Source organism: Pseudomonas frigoris (assembly GCF_047758635.1).
Classification (GTDB): domain Bacteria; phylum Pseudomonadota; class Gammaproteobacteria; order Pseudomonadales; family Pseudomonadaceae; genus Aquipseudomonas; species Aquipseudomonas frigoris.
Genome location: NZ_CP180479.1, coordinates 5,962,036 through 5,977,508, shown reverse-complemented (window position 1 = coordinate 5,977,508; position 15,473 = coordinate 5,962,036). Strand labels below are relative to the sequence as shown.

Genomic DNA, 15,473 nt, shown 5'->3' with positions numbered 1-15,473 from the left:
GCCCTTCAGCAGAGACTTCGCCGGCGCCAGTGCTGCAGAAACAACTGGCCGTCGGCGTTCGGCGGTTCATCGTAGCCGGTGATCCAGCCACGGCAGTCGAACGAGCCACACTGGCAGGCGAACTGACGCAGGAGTTTGTCTTCGGTGGTGGCGTAGTCCATCGTCAGTCGGTCGCCTTTTTTGATGTCCTTCAGCGCCCACAACCACAGCTCGCTCATGTCGAGAAATACGTTTGGGTCGCAGGAGTGTCGCAGCAGCCCGCAGAAGCGCGGGTCGTAGACATGGATGCCACGGGCCAGTTGCCGGGTATGCCGACAGCGATAAGGCAGCAAGTGCCCTGACGCCCGACAAATTCGGCTGATACGGGGGAAGTCCCGAAGTACTGCGACGGCTCCCGCCGATCCGTTGGTGTTGTCGATAATCTCGAAGTCGGCCCGGGAGGGGAATCCAAGGCGAACGGGCAGCTCCGCAAATGGATAAATCCCATCGGGAGGTTGTGCAAGCGTCTCGTGCAGGGCGTGGGTTTTCATAACGATCCTTGTCGGCTGGGTGCTGCGACCTCCATCAGCTGACAATCCTGTCAGCACTGCAACACATGGGAACGACTCAAGCCTCTCGCAAATGAAACGGCGGGTCTACTGTCAGTTATGACAGTAGACCCGCCGTTCATCGTTTTACAGAGGCGGGACAGGGATCGCAGTCGCGGGTACCGGAGCTTTCAGCTGTTTGAGCTGAGATTTGATCGGTGCCGTCGCGCACTTGGCCACGGCTTTTTCGGGCGTCAGGTTGCGGATCGAGGTATAGAACAGCTCGCAGGTTTTTTCTGCCTGAGCCACTTGCCAGGTTTGGGTGCAACTTCTCAGTTCAATGTCGGGATTACTGTCCGGTTGGCGGCCCATGGCGGCCTGCCAGCACGCGGCACTCAAATCCTGACCCATGACTTTAAGGCCAGCCGCGTCGGCCTTGGCCTGGGCATCGTTGCCGGTATAGCTTTGCGGGTCGGCGGCGTACCAAATGTAGCTTGGGTGGTTGGAACCCAGCACTGGCACTTTCACCCCGTCGCTCGGACTGATACTGACCAGGCCCAGCACGTTCACGGTCGGCCCGTATTGCTGCTTGATCCAGTTACGCACCGGCGCGCCGAAGGCAACCATCGGCAACGCCGCACCACTGGCGTTCTGGCTGAGTTGCTTGACCATGGTGGTCTGGTAGTCCTTGAAGTAGTCGTAGACGCCCTCCAGATCCTTGCCGGCGTTGGACGGTGCGGCAATCGGTGCGATGTCGATGATGGTCTGGTAGCCCGGAGTCTGGTCGGCAGGGATTCCGTTGTCAGTCAGCAGTGTGGCCCAGCGATCGGTGGTGGCGGATCGCAGGTAATCCTGAGCCTGGGTCAACGAATAGTCGGGTGGGAAGTGCAACAGTTCAACGCTTTTGCGGTTTTCCAGAGCCATGCCCAGTGGCAGGAACAGATACCAGCTGTAAGCCCACTTGCCATCGGCATTCAGCTTGCTGGCGCCGGTATAGGCCAGATCACCGGCATCGAGCAACGCCGCCAACGGTTTTTCATAGCCACGGGGTACGCCGCTGATTTCGGCGTAGAGCTGATTGTTATCGGTTTTGACCAGCACTTTCGCCGCGCTGTAACCATCGCGCTGCACGCTTTGGGTCAGGTAATGCTCGACCGTTTGCTCCAGCGTCCAGTTGCGAAAGCAGATCACGTTGCAGTTGTTGGGATAGGCGAACAGGCGGGTGACGCGTTCGGTACTGCCCAGCTTCAGGTCGACATCGGCATGGGCGGCGGCACTCAGGGTGAGGGCCGCGAGGGTGAGGCCTGCGAATTTGAACATGCTCAGATCCTTTTCAGCGTGGTCCCGTTGATTGGGGTACGCGACATACTGGATCACCGGCGTTACACAGAACAGTGTGTGCGTGTAGTTTTTTTGCTTAGAGCTTGCGCTGTGTATGCCAGGAGCTCTTAGTTATGGAGGCCGGCCCGGGCTTAATGTTTATGGGCCGGACGGAGATTGAAGCGTTACAACAGCTTGAGTGCCAGATGAGTGCCGGCGCGCAAGTACTCGACCTGTGCAAATACGGCATCCTTGACGATGGCCTCTCCTGTATCGGTCAGTTTGGCTTTTTTGGCATCAATGATGGACGTTTGCGTTAATTGCATCACTACATCCATCGCTTTTTGAAGGGCGGTCAAATTGTTGTGCAGGCCGAACTCACGGACGACAGCGTCCATACGACGGTCTGCATCATCACGCAGCTTTTTATATTCAACGACTGAAACCCTGCCGTCCTGGTAAATCTCGTTAATCATCTCTTCCAGCGTTTTCGATATTAAAGACATGTGTTTGTTCATCCTTGGTCAGTGCTGTCTTGCTTTAAAAAGTTTGTGAGCTGTCGGAGTTTACTCAGCGATTCATAGGTTGGAGATAAGAACTCTCCGGGTTTCATGTCAGGCGGAATCGAGCCTGTATGTAGGATAAATCTAGGCGTTTGTTTCATGCTCAAGCCGGGTGAACTGATTGCACCTGCCCGCAGCAGGTGCAATCACTTACGTGTTACGGCATCACCGGCGCCGTATACGTCAGCGTCGTTCCCAACGCCCACAGCAGAAACAGCACCAGCGGCGTGTGCACCAGCAGTTGCACGAACGAAAACCCGATCAAGTCCCGCGCCTTCAACCCGAGCACACCCAGCAGCGGCAGCATGTAGAACGGGTTGATCAAATTCGGCAGGGCTTCGGCGGCGTTGTAGATCTGCACGGCCCAGCCCAGGTGGTAGTTCAGGTCGGTGGCCACTTGCATGACGTACGGCGCTTCGATGATCCACTTGCCCCCGCCGGACGGGATGAAGAAACCGAGGATCGCCGAGTACACGCCCATCAGCAGCGCGTAGGTGTCGTGGGACGCAATTTGTACGAAAAAGGTCGAGATGTGGTGAGCCAGCGTCTGAGCGTCAGTCCCTTTGACGGTGGTCATCAGCGCCGCGATCGAGCCGTACAACGGGAATTGAATCAGTACGCCCGTGGTGGTCGGCACCGCGCGGGACACAGCGTCAAGGAAGCTGCGCGGGCGCCAGTGCAGCAGCGCACCGAGCATGATGAACAGGAAGTTGTAGGTGTTCAGCCCGGAAATCGCACTGATCGCCGGTTTGGTCGAGAACTCGTGGAACAGCCATCCGGCCGCCAGCAGCACCAGCAAAATCGTCAGCAGCGGGCTGTGCTCCAGCCATTCGCCGGGGCGGGTGCGCGGTTGCAAGGGCGGCAGGTTAAAGCTCGGATCGATGCCGCAGGCTTTGGCATCACGGGCCGAGTTCGGGCCGGGTGCAGTGGCGTAAGCAATGATTAGCGAGATCACGATCAGCGCCAGCAACATCACGCCGGACTGCCAGAGAAAAATAGTTTGCGTGAAGGGAATGACCCCAGTGATCGACAGAATCGACGGCGGCAGGCTGGCCGGGTTGGCCTGCAATTGCGCGGCGGACGAGGACAGGCCCAAGGCCCACACCGCGCCGAGACCCAGATAGGCGGCGGCACCGGCGGCACGGTAATCCATTTTCAGATCGGTACGGCGGGCGAGGGCGCGCACCAGCAAACCGCCAAACACCAGCGACAGCCCCCAGTTCAGCAGCGAGGCGACCATGGAGATCAGCGCCACCCAGGCCACGGCCGAGCGGCCGTTTTTCGGGATCCGCGCCAGCCGGTCGATCAGTTTCACTGCCGGTGGCGAGCTGGCGACCACATAACCGCCGATTACCACGAAAGCCATCTGCATGGTGAACGGGATCAGGCTCCAGAATCCGTCACCGAAGGCCATGGCGGCGTCGGTGGGTTTGGCGCCCATGAACAGAGTGGCCACGGCGACGATAATCACCGCCAGTGCGGCAAATACCCAGGAGTCAGGGAACCAGCGTTCGGCAAAACTTGAGCAGCGCAGGGCAAAGCGGGCAGAGCGGGTATCTTCGATATCAGCGGCCACGGGTGTACCTCGAATTTTTATGTTTGTTGTGGTCTTCAGGACCGCAAAGGCCCGTCTAGACAGGTGCCAACAGTAAAACAATCGGCTCTATTTTTTGACGAAGTTTTACGAGTCTAGGACTTTGGTCTAACGGGTTGTCCGTTGGCGCGTTTGCGTAGACCATGGGCGCCTTGGTTTTTTGCCTATGCCAGAGTTCTTTTCATGACCGCCAACACCCACTCGCGCCCGGCGCCGTTCACCCGCTCGGATTACAAGACCCTCGGTCTTGCGGCTCTTGGCGGCGCGCTGGAAATCTACGATTTCATCATTTTCGTATTTTTCGCCCTGACCCTCAGCCAGCTGTTCTTCCCCCCGGAAATGCCCGAGTGGCTGCGACTGCTGCAAAGCTTCGGGATCTTCGCCACCGGTTATTTGGCGCGGCCGTTGGGCGGGATTCTGATGGCGCATTTCGCCGACCGGCTGGGCCGCAAGAAGGTCTTCAGCCTGAGCATCCTGATGATGGCGCTGCCGTGCCTGTTGATCGGCATCATGCCGACCTACGCCCAGATCGGTTATTTCGCACCGCTGCTGCTGTTGGCCCTGCGAATCCTCCAGGGCGCGGCGGTGGGCGGCGAAGTGCCGAGCGCCTGGGTATTCGTCGCCGAACATGCACCGGCCGGGCATCGCGGTTATGCCCTCGGTTTCCTGCAGGCCGGGCTGACGTTTGGTTACCTGATCGGCGCCCTCACGGCGACTTTTCTGGCGCAGGCGTTCACCCCGGCAGAAATCCTTGATTACGCCTGGCGTTACCCGTTCCTGCTGGGCGGCGTGTTCGGCGTAATCGGCGTCTGGCTACGCCGCTGGCTCAGCGAAACCCCGGTGTTCATGGCCATGCAGGCGCAACGTGATGAGGCCGTCGAGCTGCCGCTGCGCACGGTCTTGCGTGAACACCGTCTGGCCATGCTGCCGGCGATGATCCTCACTTGCGTACTGACCTCGGCGGTGGTGGTGTTCGTGGTGATCACCCCGACCATGATGCAGAAAACCTTCGGCATGACCGCCAGTCACACCTTCGCCCTGAGTGCCTTGGGCATTGTCTTTTTGAACATCGGCTGCGTACTTGCCGGGCTGCTGGTCGACCGCATTGGCGCCTGGCGCACGGTGATGCTCTATAGCCTGCTGCTGCCATTGGGCATCGGCGTGCTCTATACCTGCCTGATCATCGGTGGCAGCTGGATCGGTCTGGCGTACGCGGTGGCCGGTCTCGGTTGTGGGGTGGTCGGCGCGGTGCCGTCGGTGATGGTCAGCCTGTTCCCGGCGCGAATTCGTGTCTCGGGGATTTCCTTCACTTACAACATTGCCTACGCCGTCTGGGCGAGTATCACACCGTTGTTGCTGATCGGTCTGATGCCGTGGAGCCCATGGATCTGCGTGATCTTCTGCGCGGTGATGGGGGCTGTGGGGGTGAGCAGTGCCGCGTATTTTGGAGCGCGGATGCCTAATGTAGGGAGCCGCAGCGTGGCTTCAAGCCAGGGCAAATCGTTGAAAGACTGCGTTAATCCGTAACAGGCATCTATGTCCCGCGTGGCGGGGAGCGGAAAAAAGAATGGGCACGCCAACCAGGTTGGGTGCCCATTTTTTTATGGGGGTGGCGGATTAGATGACGCGGCTTTGTTGCTTGGCGAAAATCGCCGCTATCTCGGGTTCATCCAGATGATCCAGCATTCGCTCCACCAACAAATGCACGCCGTCAGCCATGCGGCTGAGCGCCAAGGCTACGGAGCGGCGGGAGCCGTCCACATCGTCGGCGAGGTTGGCGGCAATAGCGCTGATGGACAGCAAATCTTCCGAGGCATTGGCGAGAAGGGTTTCAGGGTTGATACCCGGGCAGACGCTGAAGAGCTGACCGTTGCGTTTTGGTGGTTTGGGGTCGGCTGGCGGGAAGTGATGGTCGAGGGCGCGCTCGGCGGCTTCGTTGAGTTTGTTTGAGTCGGGGCTTTCGTAGGGGGAGACCGGATCGGTGTCCGGCGGATTTGGAGTTACCTTGAACATGTCTTAGCTCTCTCTTGAGTGAGGCTGCAACCAGTTCGCGACTAAACGAATGGGAGGCAGCTGTGCACAGGTTAGTCGACCGACGAGCTAAGAAATCGGCGCACCCAAGAGTGCCCTGCGCACAGCCACCATAAGTACAGGATGGGATACCTGACTGATTGGAACTATGCGACTTAGCAACGACGGGCGACTAAACCCGACCACTGATGGGCAGTGGCAGGGAAACGATAGAGGCCAAGGCTAAGGCGCACAAGCCGGCAGATTCTGGCGTAGCCGTAGGCAACGACGCAAGGTGTTGTAGCTTGCAGGAAGTAACCTTGAGCCGTTTTCAACAAGTGCTGTCGAGCGGTGTTTAATTTCCGGAAATGTTGGGAAGAAACGATGTTTCGACAACCATTCGGCTTCTGGCGACACGACGCGCATCAAGATGCCTAACTATTTTTGTAGGACAACCCTGAAACACTCTTCAGAAAATATCCCTGAGGCCGATGGTTAGGCTGCATACCGCTTTCTATCCCTGTCCATCGGTGTATCCCCATGTTCAACAAACGCTTGAAGCAGGAGCTGTCGGCTCTTCGCGAAGAACTCTCCAGCCTTCAGCAAGTGAAGGAAAGTCTGGAAAGCGAGATGCTGGTCCTGACCCTCGATGCCGATGGGCGGATTCAATCGGTCAACCAGAACTTCATCGGTGAGATGCTCTACAAAAGCAGCGACCTGATAGGGCGACACATCGAAGACATCGTCCCGGCCCATGTGAAGTCGGACGAATTCCACCAGCGCTTCAAGGTCTCGTTGACCCGTGGTGAGCACTTTGCCGGCACGGTGCGTTTGTTGCGCGGCAATGGTCAGGAAGCCTGGCTGCGCTCGATCGTGCAGCCGGTCCGGTCCGCGGACGGGCGGATCAAACACTTCTCGATTTACTCCAGTGACCTGACCCGCACCATCGAGGCATCTCGTGAGCATGAGAACCTGATCGGCGCCCTCGTGCGCTCCACGGCAGTGATCGAGTTCGATCTCAATGGCAACGTGTTGGCGGCCAACGAACGGTTTCTCAGCGGCATGGGTTACAGCCTGGCGCAGATCAAGGGCAAACATCACCGCATGTTCTGCGAACCCGAGGAATACAACAGCGCCGGGTATCAGGACTTCTGGCGTCGCTTGAATGCAGGCGAGTTCTTCGCCGAGCGTTTCAAACGCGTCGACAGCCACGGCCGCGGGGTCTGGCTGGAGGCGTCCTACAACCCGGTGATCGATGCCAACAACAAGCTCTACAAAGTGGTGAAATTCGCCACGGTGATCACCGATCAAGTCAATCAGGAACAAGCGGTCGCCGAAGCGGCCAACATTGCCTACAGCACCTCGCAGCAAACCGACAGCAGCGCGCAGCGCGGTAACGCGGTGGTGACTCAGGCGGTCAACGTGATGCGTGACCTTGCCAGGCACATGCAGACCGCCGGCGAAGGCATCGAAGCGCTGAACGAGCAGTCGGTGGTGATCGGCACCATCGTCAAAACCATCAGCGGGATTGCCGAACAGACCAACCTGCTGGCGCTCAACGCGGCCATCGAAGCGGCTCGGGCCGGGGAACAGGGGCGTGGTTTCGCGGTGGTGGCGGATGAGGTCCGGCAATTGGCTTCGCGCACCAGCCAGGCAACCGATGAGATTGTTGGCGTAGTCCGTCAGAACCAGGACATGGCGCGCAACGCCGTGGCGCTGATGACCGAGGGCAAACTCCAGGCTGAACAGGGGCTGGCGCTAGCGGCAGAGGCGGGTACGGTGATTGTCGAGATTCAGGACGGTGCACAGAAAGTGGTGAATGCGGTCGGCCAGTTTGCCAATCAGTTGGCGACTTGATGCCTGCCATCGCGGCGTAAATCGCTACAATCGGCGTTTTCCCCAGGAGCAGCCATCATGAGCGTTTCCCACCGCCGTCCGGTTCCCTTGGCCAAGGCGTATCGTCTGCTCAATCACGGCCCGACCGTGTTGGTCAGCGCGGCTCATGATGGCCAGCGCAACATCATGGCGGCGGCCTGGGCCATGCCGCTGGATTTCGAGCCGCCGAAAATTGCCGTGGTGCTGGACAAGTCCATCTGGACACGGCAATTGCTGGAGGCTTCGGGCACGTTTGTGCTGAATGTTCCCTGCGCCGCCCAGGCCGATATCGTCCAGACCGTGGGTTCGACGTCCGGCCTGGAATTGACCCGGGACCAAGGCCGGGACAAATTCCAGGTCTATGGTTTGCCGACCTTCAGCGCTGAACTGATCGATGCACCGATGCTCGAAGGCTGTGTCGCCTGGCTGGAGTGCCGACTGCTGCCGGAACCCGACAATCACCAGCAGTACGATCTGTTCCTGGCCGAAGTGATTGCCGCTCAGGCAGACGAGCGGGTGTTCAGTGACGGTCGCTGGCACTTCGAAGGGCAAGACACGTTGCGCACCTTGCACCATGTGGCTGGCGGGCATTTCCTGAAAATCGGCGATCCAGTGGACGGCAAAACCTTGCAGCCGTAAGCAGTCGGCCTTTCACACCCAGACGTCATTCTGCGCCGTGCGCTCGCCACCTTCGTTACCCGTGTTCAGCACACCCTTGGGCTCGATCAGCAGGAGTTTCACCTCCTGCTCGGCGAACGGTTTGTGCTCTACACCTTTTGACACCACATACATTTCGCCAGCGTTCACCAGCACGTGGCCATCGCGAAAGTCGATGCGCAGTTGCCCTTCGAGGACGATGAAGGTTTCGTCGGTATCAAGGTGATCGTGCCAGATAAAATCCCCCAGCAGTTTCACCACCTTGAACTGGTAGTCGTTCATTTCGGCGATGACCCTAGGCGTCCAGTACGGGCCGATCCTGGCGATTTTTTCAGCGAAATTCAGGCTTTCGTAAGCTTTCATGAAGCAGCTCTCGTGGTTGATCGTAAATCCACGATAGCCCGCGCATCGGTGTGCTTCTTGAACGATTGTGCGTGGCTCAGCAGCGGTGCATTTTCATCCAGCGGGCTGGCGACAGACCGTAGGTTTTGCTGAACTGCCGGGTCATGTGGCTCTGATCGGTGAAGCCGGCGATCAGCGCGGCGCTGACCAGTGACTGGCCCTGAATCAGCAGTGAGCGGACCAGGTCCAGGCGGCGCATGGTCAGGTATCGATAAGGGCTGGTGCCGAACAACAGGCGAAAATCCCGCGACAGACTCCAGCGATCGCGACCGCTGTGTTGCGCCAGTTCTTCCAGCGTCACGGTGCGATCCAGGGCGCTATGAATGAATTCCCGCGCGCGTTCGGCGGCCACGTAGTCGAAGCTCTGGCGGGTGGCAGACACGCCGGAAACGCTGTTCAAGGCTTGGGCCAGATCGAACAGCGCATCCTGCTCTTCCAGAGGCTCGAGGGGACAATCAAGGCTTCGCAGCAGCACGGCGGTGGCGGCGAACAAACGTGGATCGGCTGACAGGCCGGTCTTGATAAACGGCAATGGCTGGCCGCCGAGCATCTGCTGGATCAGCGCCGGCTCGATGTACATCATTCGGTATTGAAAGCCGGTCTCGGTGCCGGCTTCGCCATCGTGAACTTCGTCCGGGTGCAGCACCATGGTCCCGCCCGGCAGGCTGTGGCGCCAGCCACCGCGGTACTGAAAACTCTGCACGCCAGCCAGTGTGTGGCCGATTGCATAGGTATCGTGGCGGTGAAGGTCGTAGCCGTGGCCTGCAAAAAACGCTTCGAAACGCTGAAGCCCGCCAACGTCGGGCGCGCGGTGGAACCAGTCGATGGGAGGCGTGTGCTTGGCCATGGTGGTGTTGCCTTGAGCTCGATGCTGAACACGTTACCCCACCGAGCAGCCGCCTGTCTGCCGCCGATCGAATCATCCGGCCGGTAGAAAATCCCGGACTAATGTTGCAAGGTGTTACATCTTCTCCCTAGCCACGAAGGCGACCCACATTATGGATATGTTCCCTCTTAGCTACGCCGCTCCATTGTTGTCATTGGCGCTGCTGTGGACGGTTGCGGTGGTGACGCCGGGGCCGAACTTTTTCAACATCGCGCAATTGGCGGCCAGTCAATCCAAGCGTCACGGCGTAGTGGCCGCACTGGGCGTGGCGACAGGCACTGTGCTTTGGGGCCTTGCGGGCGGGTTGGGAATCAAGTCACTGTTCAGCGCAGCCCCGACCCTCTACCTGAGCTTCAAGATTGTCGGTGGTTGTTACTTGATCTATCTGGGATTGAAGCAATTCAAGCGCAAACCGCCTTTGGTTGCGGACGATAGCGGCTCGGTTGAGGGGGCGGGGCGCACGTTGTTGTCAGTGTATGGCCAGGGCTTTCTGGGCAATATGACCAACCCCAAATCCGCACTGTTCGTCGCGACGATCTTCGCTACGGCCATGCCCGCTTCTGTGCCACCAATGTTGCTGGCGTTGGCAGTGCTGACCATGGCGACCTTGTCCTTCAGTTGGTATTGCAGCGTGGCGCTGCTGTTTGCCAGCCGTCGGGTCGCGGGTGCTTATGATCGTTCGCGTAAATGGCTGGATCGCTGCGCCGGCAGTTGCTACCTACTGTTCGGCGCGCATCTGGTGGCCAATCGTTGAGGAGTTCTGAATGAGCAAACTGCGGGTAGGCATTATTTTTGGTGGTCGTTCGGCTGAACACGAAGTGTCGCTGCAATCGGCGAAAAACATCGTCGATGCATTGGATCGGTCGCGCTTCGAACCGGTGCTGATAGGCATCGACAAGCAAGGTCACTGGCATCTGAACGACCCTTCGAACTTCCTGCTCAACCAGGAAAACCCGGCGCTTATCACCCTTAATCGATCCAACCGTGAACTGGCCGTCGTGCCGGGCAAGGTCAGTCAGCAATTGGTGGAAACCTCCGGTCAGGAACTGCTGGGCCACGTCGATGTGATCTTCCCGATCGTCCACGGCACCTTGGGCGAAGACGGTTGCCTGCAAGGCTTGCTGCGCATGGCTGATCTGCCGTTTGTCGGCTCTGATGTACTCGGTTCGGCCGTCTGCATGGACAAGGACATCAGCAAGCGTCTGCTGCGTGACGCCGGGTTGGCGGTCACGCCGTTCGTCACCCTGACCCGCGCCACCGCGGCGCGCACCGGGTTCGCCGAGGTGCAAGGCAAACTCGGCTTGCCGCTATTCGTCAAACCGGCGAACCAGGGATCTTCCGTCGGCGTGAGCAAGGTGAATGACGAAGCCGAGTACGCGGCAGCAGTAGAACTGGCCCTGGGTTTCGATGAGAAAGTCTTGGTCGAGTCCGCCGTCAGCGGCCGCGAGATCGAATGCGCGGTACTCGGCAATGAAAACGCCATCGCCAGCGGTTGTGGCGAGATCGTGGTGCGCAGCGGGTTTTATTCCTACGACAGCAAATACATCGACGCTCAAGCGGCTGAAGTGGTGGTGCCGGCAAATATCAGCATCGAGGCCAGTGAACGCATCCGCGCCCTGGCCGTCGAGGCGTTTCAGGTGTTGGGCTGTTCCGGGCTGGCGCGGGTCGACGTGTTCCTGACCGCGAGTGGCGAAGTGCTGATCAATGAGATCAACTCGTTGCCCGGCTTCACCCGCATCAGCATGTACCCCAAGCTATGGCAGGCCACCGGTATGACGTACAGCGAGCTGGTCAGCCGTTTGATCGAGCTGGCGCTGGAGAAGCATAAGGCGCGGCAAACGCTGAAGATCTCTCGCTAGGCTCAATACAACAATAATTATTCGAGGAGACACGTCATGAAAGTCAGCGCACGTAACGTATTCAAAGGCACCATCAGTCAATTGCAACCCGGCGCGGTAAATGCCGAAGTCTCACTGAAACTGTCAGGCGGTAATGAACTGGTGGCCGTGGTGACCATGGAAAGCGTGAAGAACCTCGGCCTGGCAGTTGGCAAGGAAGCGATCGCGCTGGTGAAGGCGCCGTGGGTCATGTTGATGACCGAATCCAGCGACATTCGCCTGTCGGCGCGCAACTGCCTGGAAGGCAAGGTCACCAGTGTCATCGATGGCGCCGTGAACGCCGAAGTGGTCATCCAGCTCGACGGCGGCACCGAAGTCTATTCGATCGTGACACGCCAGGCTGTGGCAGAACTGGGCCTGGCGCCGGGCGTGAGTGCGACGGCGGTGATCAAGGCGTCGCATATCATTTTGGGTGTGCCGGCTTGATTTAAACCCGGAGGTGGCTGTTCCAGCCTTCGGTATTTTCGTCAGTCTTTGAGCGGGATGTACAACTCGACCACGCTGTCGGGGTGCATTGGCCCGAAAAAGCGTTCGCCGCAGTACTCGAATTCGATACCTTCAGCTGGCGCCATTCCCGCAGCAGGTAACCATTCGCTATAGGCGGCCCGGAACGTTTCCGGCAGGGTGGTGACCGTCCCGTGGTGTTCGACCCGGGCGTACCGGCGAGCGGGTATCTCCATCTCCACCATGCCTTGAACAAGCGGGGCGTGCGGTCCTACCGGTAGTCCGGCGATGTAGCGCCATTGACCGTCATCCAGCGGCTGGCACACACCAAAAGTGCCCATCGGATCGGTCAGACGACCGATTTCCTCCTCGCGCGGCACAAAGCGCTGCCACATCTCGGCGATGGTGTCGTCGTCGTCCTGTTGCCAACTCATGCCCATGATCCGCAAGGCGGGGTAGGCGATTCGCTCCGGCGTTTGCATGGGTGGCAGGCTGCGCTCTGGTTGCGCCAAGTAGCGGGTCAGTTGCCCCAGGACTTGCTCGCTACGCTGGATGTCGGCTCTCAACTGCCGGGCATGCCCTTCGAGGGATTCGCGCAGGCTGGCGACGCTGTCCAGCCCGCCGTTGACCGCAAGGGCTCGAATATCCTCCAGCGCCATGCCCAGTTGTTTGAGCCAGACGATCCGCCCCAGTGTGACGATCTGTTCGGGGCGGTAATAGCGATAACCATTGTCGCGACCGGTCAGCGCCGGGATAAACAGGCCGATGCTGTCGTAGTGGCGCAGGGTTTTGGTGGTGAGCCCGTGGCTGCGGGCCATTTGTCCGATGGTAAGCATGTGAAACCTCCTTTTAGACTGGTCGGGGGCCACGATAGAGCTTGCCGTAGGGGCAAGCTCAAGTCCCTGTGTGCGCCGTCAAACGATATCGATCACTACTTTGCCCAGTGCCCGCAGCCGGAGTATTGGTAGATCGACTGGGAACCGGTTCGACTCATACGCCTCGATGAGGGTGATCATGATGTCAAAGTAATCACCCTCGGGTGTGCCTGGCTCAGGCTCATTGTCGAAGAGTGCAGACACATTCTTGAGCGCTGTACGGTAGTCCTCGTCGGTGTGAATGGGGCGTACGTTCATGGGTTACTCCATCTCGACGGTATCAGCGTCGATCGCGTCGTAGTGTTTGTGGATGCCGACAATTTCCACACTCTATCGAAGAAGCAGTCATTTGCGGGTAGGAAAAGGCTGCGCGAGATTGCCGATCAGTATTCGTTAGCTATAAAAAAGGGCCTACCTCCCGGTAAGCCCTTGCTCATTCCCGCGTACGACTCAATCCCCCAACGCGGCCCCCTCACGCCGCGGATCGGCCCCACCCGCCCACGACGTTTTCCCCTGCGCATCCTTGACCCGGACAATCGCCTGAGTCCCGCTGGTCATGTCGATCTCGTTCACGCTGTGACCTTTGTCCTTCAGCGCCTGAATCAGTGCCGGGCTGAACTGCCCCTGTTCCAGTTCCGTCGGGCCGTTGCGGCTGCCAAAGTTGGGCAGGCTGATGGCGGCTTGTGGGTCGAGGTTCCAGTCGAGCAGGCCGATGGTGGATTTGGCGACGTATTCGATGATCTGCGAGCCGCCGGGGGAGCCGATGGTGGCGAGGAATTCGCCGCTCTGACGGTCGAAAATCAGGGTCGGTGCCATGGACGAGCGTGGGCGTTTGCCGGGTTCGACGCGGTTGGCAACCTTCTGGCCATTCTCTTCGGGGATGAACGAGAAGTCGGTCATCTGATTGTTCAGCAGGAAACCCTGAACCATCAGGTGCGAGCCAAACGCGGATTCCACGGTGGTGGTCATGGACACGCCGCCGCCTTCGTCATCCACCGCCACCACTTGCGAGGTGGAGATGCGCAGCGGCGAACGGTCCGGTGCGTAGGCGACCTGAATGCCTGGCGGGGTGCCGGGTTTGGCTGTGCCCATGCTGCGATCGCCGATCAGGGCGGCGCGGTCGGCCAGATACGCAGGGTCCACCAGACCTTTGACGGGGACGGGCACGAAATCTGCGTCGGCCACGTAGAGCGCTCGGTCGGCGTAGGCCAGGCGCTCGGCTTCGGAGATCAGGTGCACGGCTTCAGGCGCTGGTTCGACGCCCGCAGGTTTGTTTGTCTTGACCGGTTTGAGCGGTGCCAGGGCAAAACGCGGATCCCGGGTTTCCAGGGCCTGCAAGGTGCCGAGGATCTGCGCCACGGCAATCCCGCCTGATGACGGTGGCGGCATGCCGCAGACCTGCCAGCGTTTGTAGTCGGTGCACAGCGGCGCGCGCTCTTTGGCGCTGTAGCCTTTGAGGTCGTTCAGCGACAGGCTGCCGGCGTTGGCGTGGCTTTGAACCTTGGCGACGATCTCTTGTGCGATCGGGCCTTTGTACAGTGCATCCGGTCCTTCTTTGGCGATGCGTTTGAACACCGCGGCCAGCGCCGGGTTTTTCAGTTGCGTGCCTGCGGCTTTCGGGCTGCCATCGGCATTCAGGAAGTAGGCCGCCATGTCCGGCGAGCGTCGAATGGACGAGTCCGAGGCGATCAACTGGTGAAGGCGTGGCGAGATGGCGAAGCCTTGCTCCGCGAGTTTGATCGCCGGTTCGAACAGTTGCGCCCACGGCAGTCGACCGTGTTTCTGATGGGCCAACTCAAGCGCTCGCAACACGCCCGGTGTCCCCACCGAACGACCGCCAATCTGCGCCTGGGTGAACGGCATCGGTTTGCCGTCGGCTTGCAGGAACAGCCTCTCGGTGGCGCCGGCCGGAGCGGTTTCGCGTCCGTCATAAGTGCGCACAGCCTTGCCATCCCAGAGCACGATCAACGCGCCACCGCCAATGCCCGAGGATTGCGGCTCGACCAGCGTCAGCACGGCCTGCATCGCAATTGCGGCATCGATTGCCGAACCGCCCTGACGCAACATCTCCCGCCCGGCCTCGGCCGCCAGCGGATTGGCCGCGGCCGCCATGTGTTTTGAGGCGTATTGGGTCTGCAGGTCAGTGCGATAACCTGACGCGATTTCCGGCGCAACAGGCAACGTCGAAGAGGTCGGAGCACTACAGGCTGCGAGGGTTAAAGCAGCGGCGATCAGCGAAAGGGCTGACAGGCGATAGCGACTCAAGTGGAAGGTTGAGAACACGTGGGGGGCACTCCGTCCGTGGGAAAAGATCAGGGGACTTTATCGGCCGAAAGGAAGTGACGCAAACCAGGGGCTACAGTAAAGACACTTTCGCCCTTCATGAGTCCGCGGATTTTCTGTAGGTTCGAGGGCAACAGAC

General features: G+C 59.6%; 15 protein-coding genes and 2 pseudogenes. 7 read left to right on the top strand and 10 right to left on the bottom strand.

Annotated elements, in window-relative coordinates:
* Window positions 1-5: 5 nt before the first annotated feature.
* The 4 genes from ACMXYH_RS27565 to ACMXYH_RS27550 form a co-directional block, all read right to left on the bottom strand.
* Window positions 6-530 (bottom strand): SET domain-containing protein-lysine N-methyltransferase, encoded by a 525-nt coding sequence (locus tag ACMXYH_RS27565; protein ID WP_415765537.1) that lies wholly within the window; start codon window positions 528-530, stop codon window positions 6-8.
* Between the two features lie 144 nt (window positions 531-674).
* Window positions 675-1,847 carry a hypothetical protein gene (locus ACMXYH_RS27560; protein WP_129441225.1) on the bottom strand — a complete coding sequence of 391 codons (1,173 nt, stop codon included), beginning with the start codon at window positions 1,845-1,847 and terminating at the stop codon, window positions 675-677.
* A gap of 185 nt (window positions 1,848-2,032) precedes the next feature.
* Window positions 2,033-2,353, bottom strand: coding sequence for a hypothetical protein (locus ACMXYH_RS27555; protein WP_415765536.1), 321 nt, complete (start codon window positions 2,351-2,353; stop codon window positions 2,033-2,035).
* 214 nt (window positions 2,354-2,567) lie between these two features.
* Window positions 2,568-3,986 (bottom strand): short-chain fatty acid transporter, encoded by a 1,419-nt coding sequence (locus ACMXYH_RS27550; RefSeq protein WP_033061219.1) that lies wholly within the window; start codon window positions 3,984-3,986, stop codon window positions 2,568-2,570.
* A 201-nt stretch (window positions 3,987-4,187) separates the two neighbouring features.
* Between ACMXYH_RS27550 and ACMXYH_RS27545 the strand changes: the two genes are divergently transcribed.
* Entirely contained in the window at window positions 4,188-5,531 is a 1,344-nt protein-coding gene (locus ACMXYH_RS27545; RefSeq protein WP_415765535.1) for an MFS transporter, read from the top strand.
* A gap of 90 nt (window positions 5,532-5,621) precedes the next feature.
* Here ACMXYH_RS27545 and ACMXYH_RS27540 read toward each other — a convergent pair whose 3' ends face one another.
* The gene (locus tag ACMXYH_RS27540) at window positions 5,622-6,017 is read right to left on the bottom strand and encodes a DUF6124 family protein (protein ID WP_134423160.1); all 396 of its coding nucleotides are present in this window, start codon (window positions 6,015-6,017) and stop codon (window positions 5,622-5,624) included.
* A gap of 537 nt (window positions 6,018-6,554) precedes the next feature.
* Here ACMXYH_RS27540 and ACMXYH_RS27535 point away from each other — a divergent pair.
* From ACMXYH_RS27535 to ACMXYH_RS27525, 3 genes and pseudogenes are all read left to right on the top strand, one after another.
* Window positions 6,555-7,283 (top strand): annotated as a pseudogene (locus tag ACMXYH_RS27535) (PAS domain-containing protein); the annotation flags it as partial.
* Window positions 7,263-7,871 (top strand): methyl-accepting chemotaxis protein, encoded by a 609-nt coding sequence (locus ACMXYH_RS27530; RefSeq protein ID WP_415767759.1) that lies wholly within the window; start codon window positions 7,263-7,265, stop codon window positions 7,869-7,871. The pseudogene ACMXYH_RS27535 and the gene ACMXYH_RS27530, both read left to right, overlap by 21 nt.
* 57 nt (window positions 7,872-7,928) lie before the next feature.
* A complete protein-coding gene (locus ACMXYH_RS27525; protein WP_415765534.1) occupies window positions 7,929-8,528 on the top strand; it encodes a flavin reductase family protein in 600 nt (199 codons plus the stop codon).
* Between the two features lie 12 nt (window positions 8,529-8,540).
* Here the strand turns inward: ACMXYH_RS27525 and ACMXYH_RS27520 are convergent, their stop codons facing one another.
* Both ACMXYH_RS27520 and ACMXYH_RS27515 read right to left on the bottom strand, forming a co-directional pair.
* A complete protein-coding gene (locus ACMXYH_RS27520) occupies window positions 8,541-8,909 on the bottom strand; it encodes a cupin domain-containing protein (protein WP_111451254.1) in 369 nt (122 codons plus the stop codon).
* A gap of 76 nt (window positions 8,910-8,985) precedes the next feature.
* Window positions 8,986-9,795: an AraC family transcriptional regulator gene (locus ACMXYH_RS27515; RefSeq protein WP_415765532.1), complete on the bottom strand. Its 810-nt coding sequence runs from the start codon at window positions 9,793-9,795 to the stop codon at window positions 8,986-8,988.
* Between the two features lie 151 nt (window positions 9,796-9,946).
* On the opposite strand from ACMXYH_RS27515, the gene ACMXYH_RS27510 reads away from it, so the two are divergent.
* From ACMXYH_RS27510 to ACMXYH_RS27500, 3 genes are read left to right on the top strand one after another with little or no spacing between them, the layout of a single operon-like run.
* Window positions 9,947-10,588 (top strand): LysE family translocator, encoded by a 642-nt coding sequence (locus ACMXYH_RS27510; RefSeq protein WP_415765530.1) that lies wholly within the window; start codon window positions 9,947-9,949, stop codon window positions 10,586-10,588.
* Window positions 10,589-10,598: 10 nt separating this feature from the next.
* The gene (ddlA, locus tag ACMXYH_RS27505) at window positions 10,599-11,693 is read left to right on the top strand and encodes a D-alanine--D-alanine ligase (RefSeq protein ID WP_415765529.1); all 1,095 of its coding nucleotides are present in this window, start codon (window positions 10,599-10,601) and stop codon (window positions 11,691-11,693) included.
* Between the two features lie 36 nt (window positions 11,694-11,729).
* On the top strand, window positions 11,730-12,158 hold the full coding sequence (locus ACMXYH_RS27500; protein ID WP_149628902.1) for a TOBE domain-containing protein: 429 nt from the start codon (window positions 11,730-11,732) through the stop codon (window positions 12,156-12,158).
* A gap of 41 nt (window positions 12,159-12,199) precedes the next feature.
* Here the strand turns inward: ACMXYH_RS27500 and ACMXYH_RS27495 are convergent, their stop codons facing one another.
* The 3 genes and pseudogenes from ACMXYH_RS27495 to ggt form a co-directional block, all read right to left on the bottom strand.
* Complete coding sequence (locus ACMXYH_RS27495; protein ID WP_415765528.1) at window positions 12,200-13,012, bottom strand: MerR family transcriptional regulator; 813 nt, start codon at window positions 13,010-13,012, stop codon at window positions 12,200-12,202.
* Window positions 13,013-13,138: 126 nt separating this feature from the next.
* A pseudogene (locus ACMXYH_RS27490) lies at window positions 13,139-13,309 on the bottom strand (transcriptional regulator); the annotation flags it as partial.
* A 192-nt stretch (window positions 13,310-13,501) separates the two neighbouring features.
* Window positions 13,502-15,334 (bottom strand): gamma-glutamyltransferase, encoded by a 1,833-nt coding sequence (gene ggt, locus ACMXYH_RS27485; protein ID WP_415765527.1) that lies wholly within the window; start codon window positions 15,332-15,334, stop codon window positions 13,502-13,504.
* Window positions 15,335-15,473: the final 139 nt, after the last annotated feature.

Coding starts and splice junctions, on each gene's coding strand:
- ACMXYH_RS27495 (WP_415765528.1), bottom strand. CDS start 13,012: ATGCTTACCATCGGACAAATGGCCCGCAGCCACGGGCTCACCACCAAA.
- ACMXYH_RS27560 (WP_129441225.1), bottom strand. CDS start 1,847: ATGTTCAAATTCGCAGGCCTCACCCTCGCGGCCCTCACCCTGAGTGCC.
- ACMXYH_RS27525 (WP_415765534.1), top strand. CDS start 7,929: ATGAGCGTTTCCCACCGCCGTCCGGTTCCCTTGGCCAAGGCGTATCGT.
- ACMXYH_RS27510 (WP_415765530.1), top strand. CDS start 9,947: ATGGATATGTTCCCTCTTAGCTACGCCGCTCCATTGTTGTCATTGGCG.
- ACMXYH_RS27565 (WP_415765537.1), bottom strand. CDS start 530: ATGAAAACCCACGCCCTGCACGAGACGCTTGCACAACCTCCCGATGGG.
- ACMXYH_RS27520 (WP_111451254.1), bottom strand. CDS start 8,909: ATGAAAGCTTACGAAAGCCTGAATTTCGCTGAAAAAATCGCCAGGATC.
- ACMXYH_RS27540 (WP_134423160.1), bottom strand. CDS start 6,017: ATGTTCAAGGTAACTCCAAATCCGCCGGACACCGATCCGGTCTCCCCC.
- ACMXYH_RS27515 (WP_415765532.1), bottom strand. CDS start 9,795: ATGGCCAAGCACACGCCTCCCATCGACTGGTTCCACCGCGCGCCCGAC.
- ddlA (WP_415765529.1), top strand. CDS start 10,599: ATGAGCAAACTGCGGGTAGGCATTATTTTTGGTGGTCGTTCGGCTGAA.
- ACMXYH_RS27555 (WP_415765536.1), bottom strand. CDS start 2,353: ATGTCTTTAATATCGAAAACGCTGGAAGAGATGATTAACGAGATTTAC.
- ACMXYH_RS27500 (WP_149628902.1), top strand. CDS start 11,730: ATGAAAGTCAGCGCACGTAACGTATTCAAAGGCACCATCAGTCAATTG.
- ACMXYH_RS27545 (WP_415765535.1), top strand. CDS start 4,188: ATGACCGCCAACACCCACTCGCGCCCGGCGCCGTTCACCCGCTCGGAT.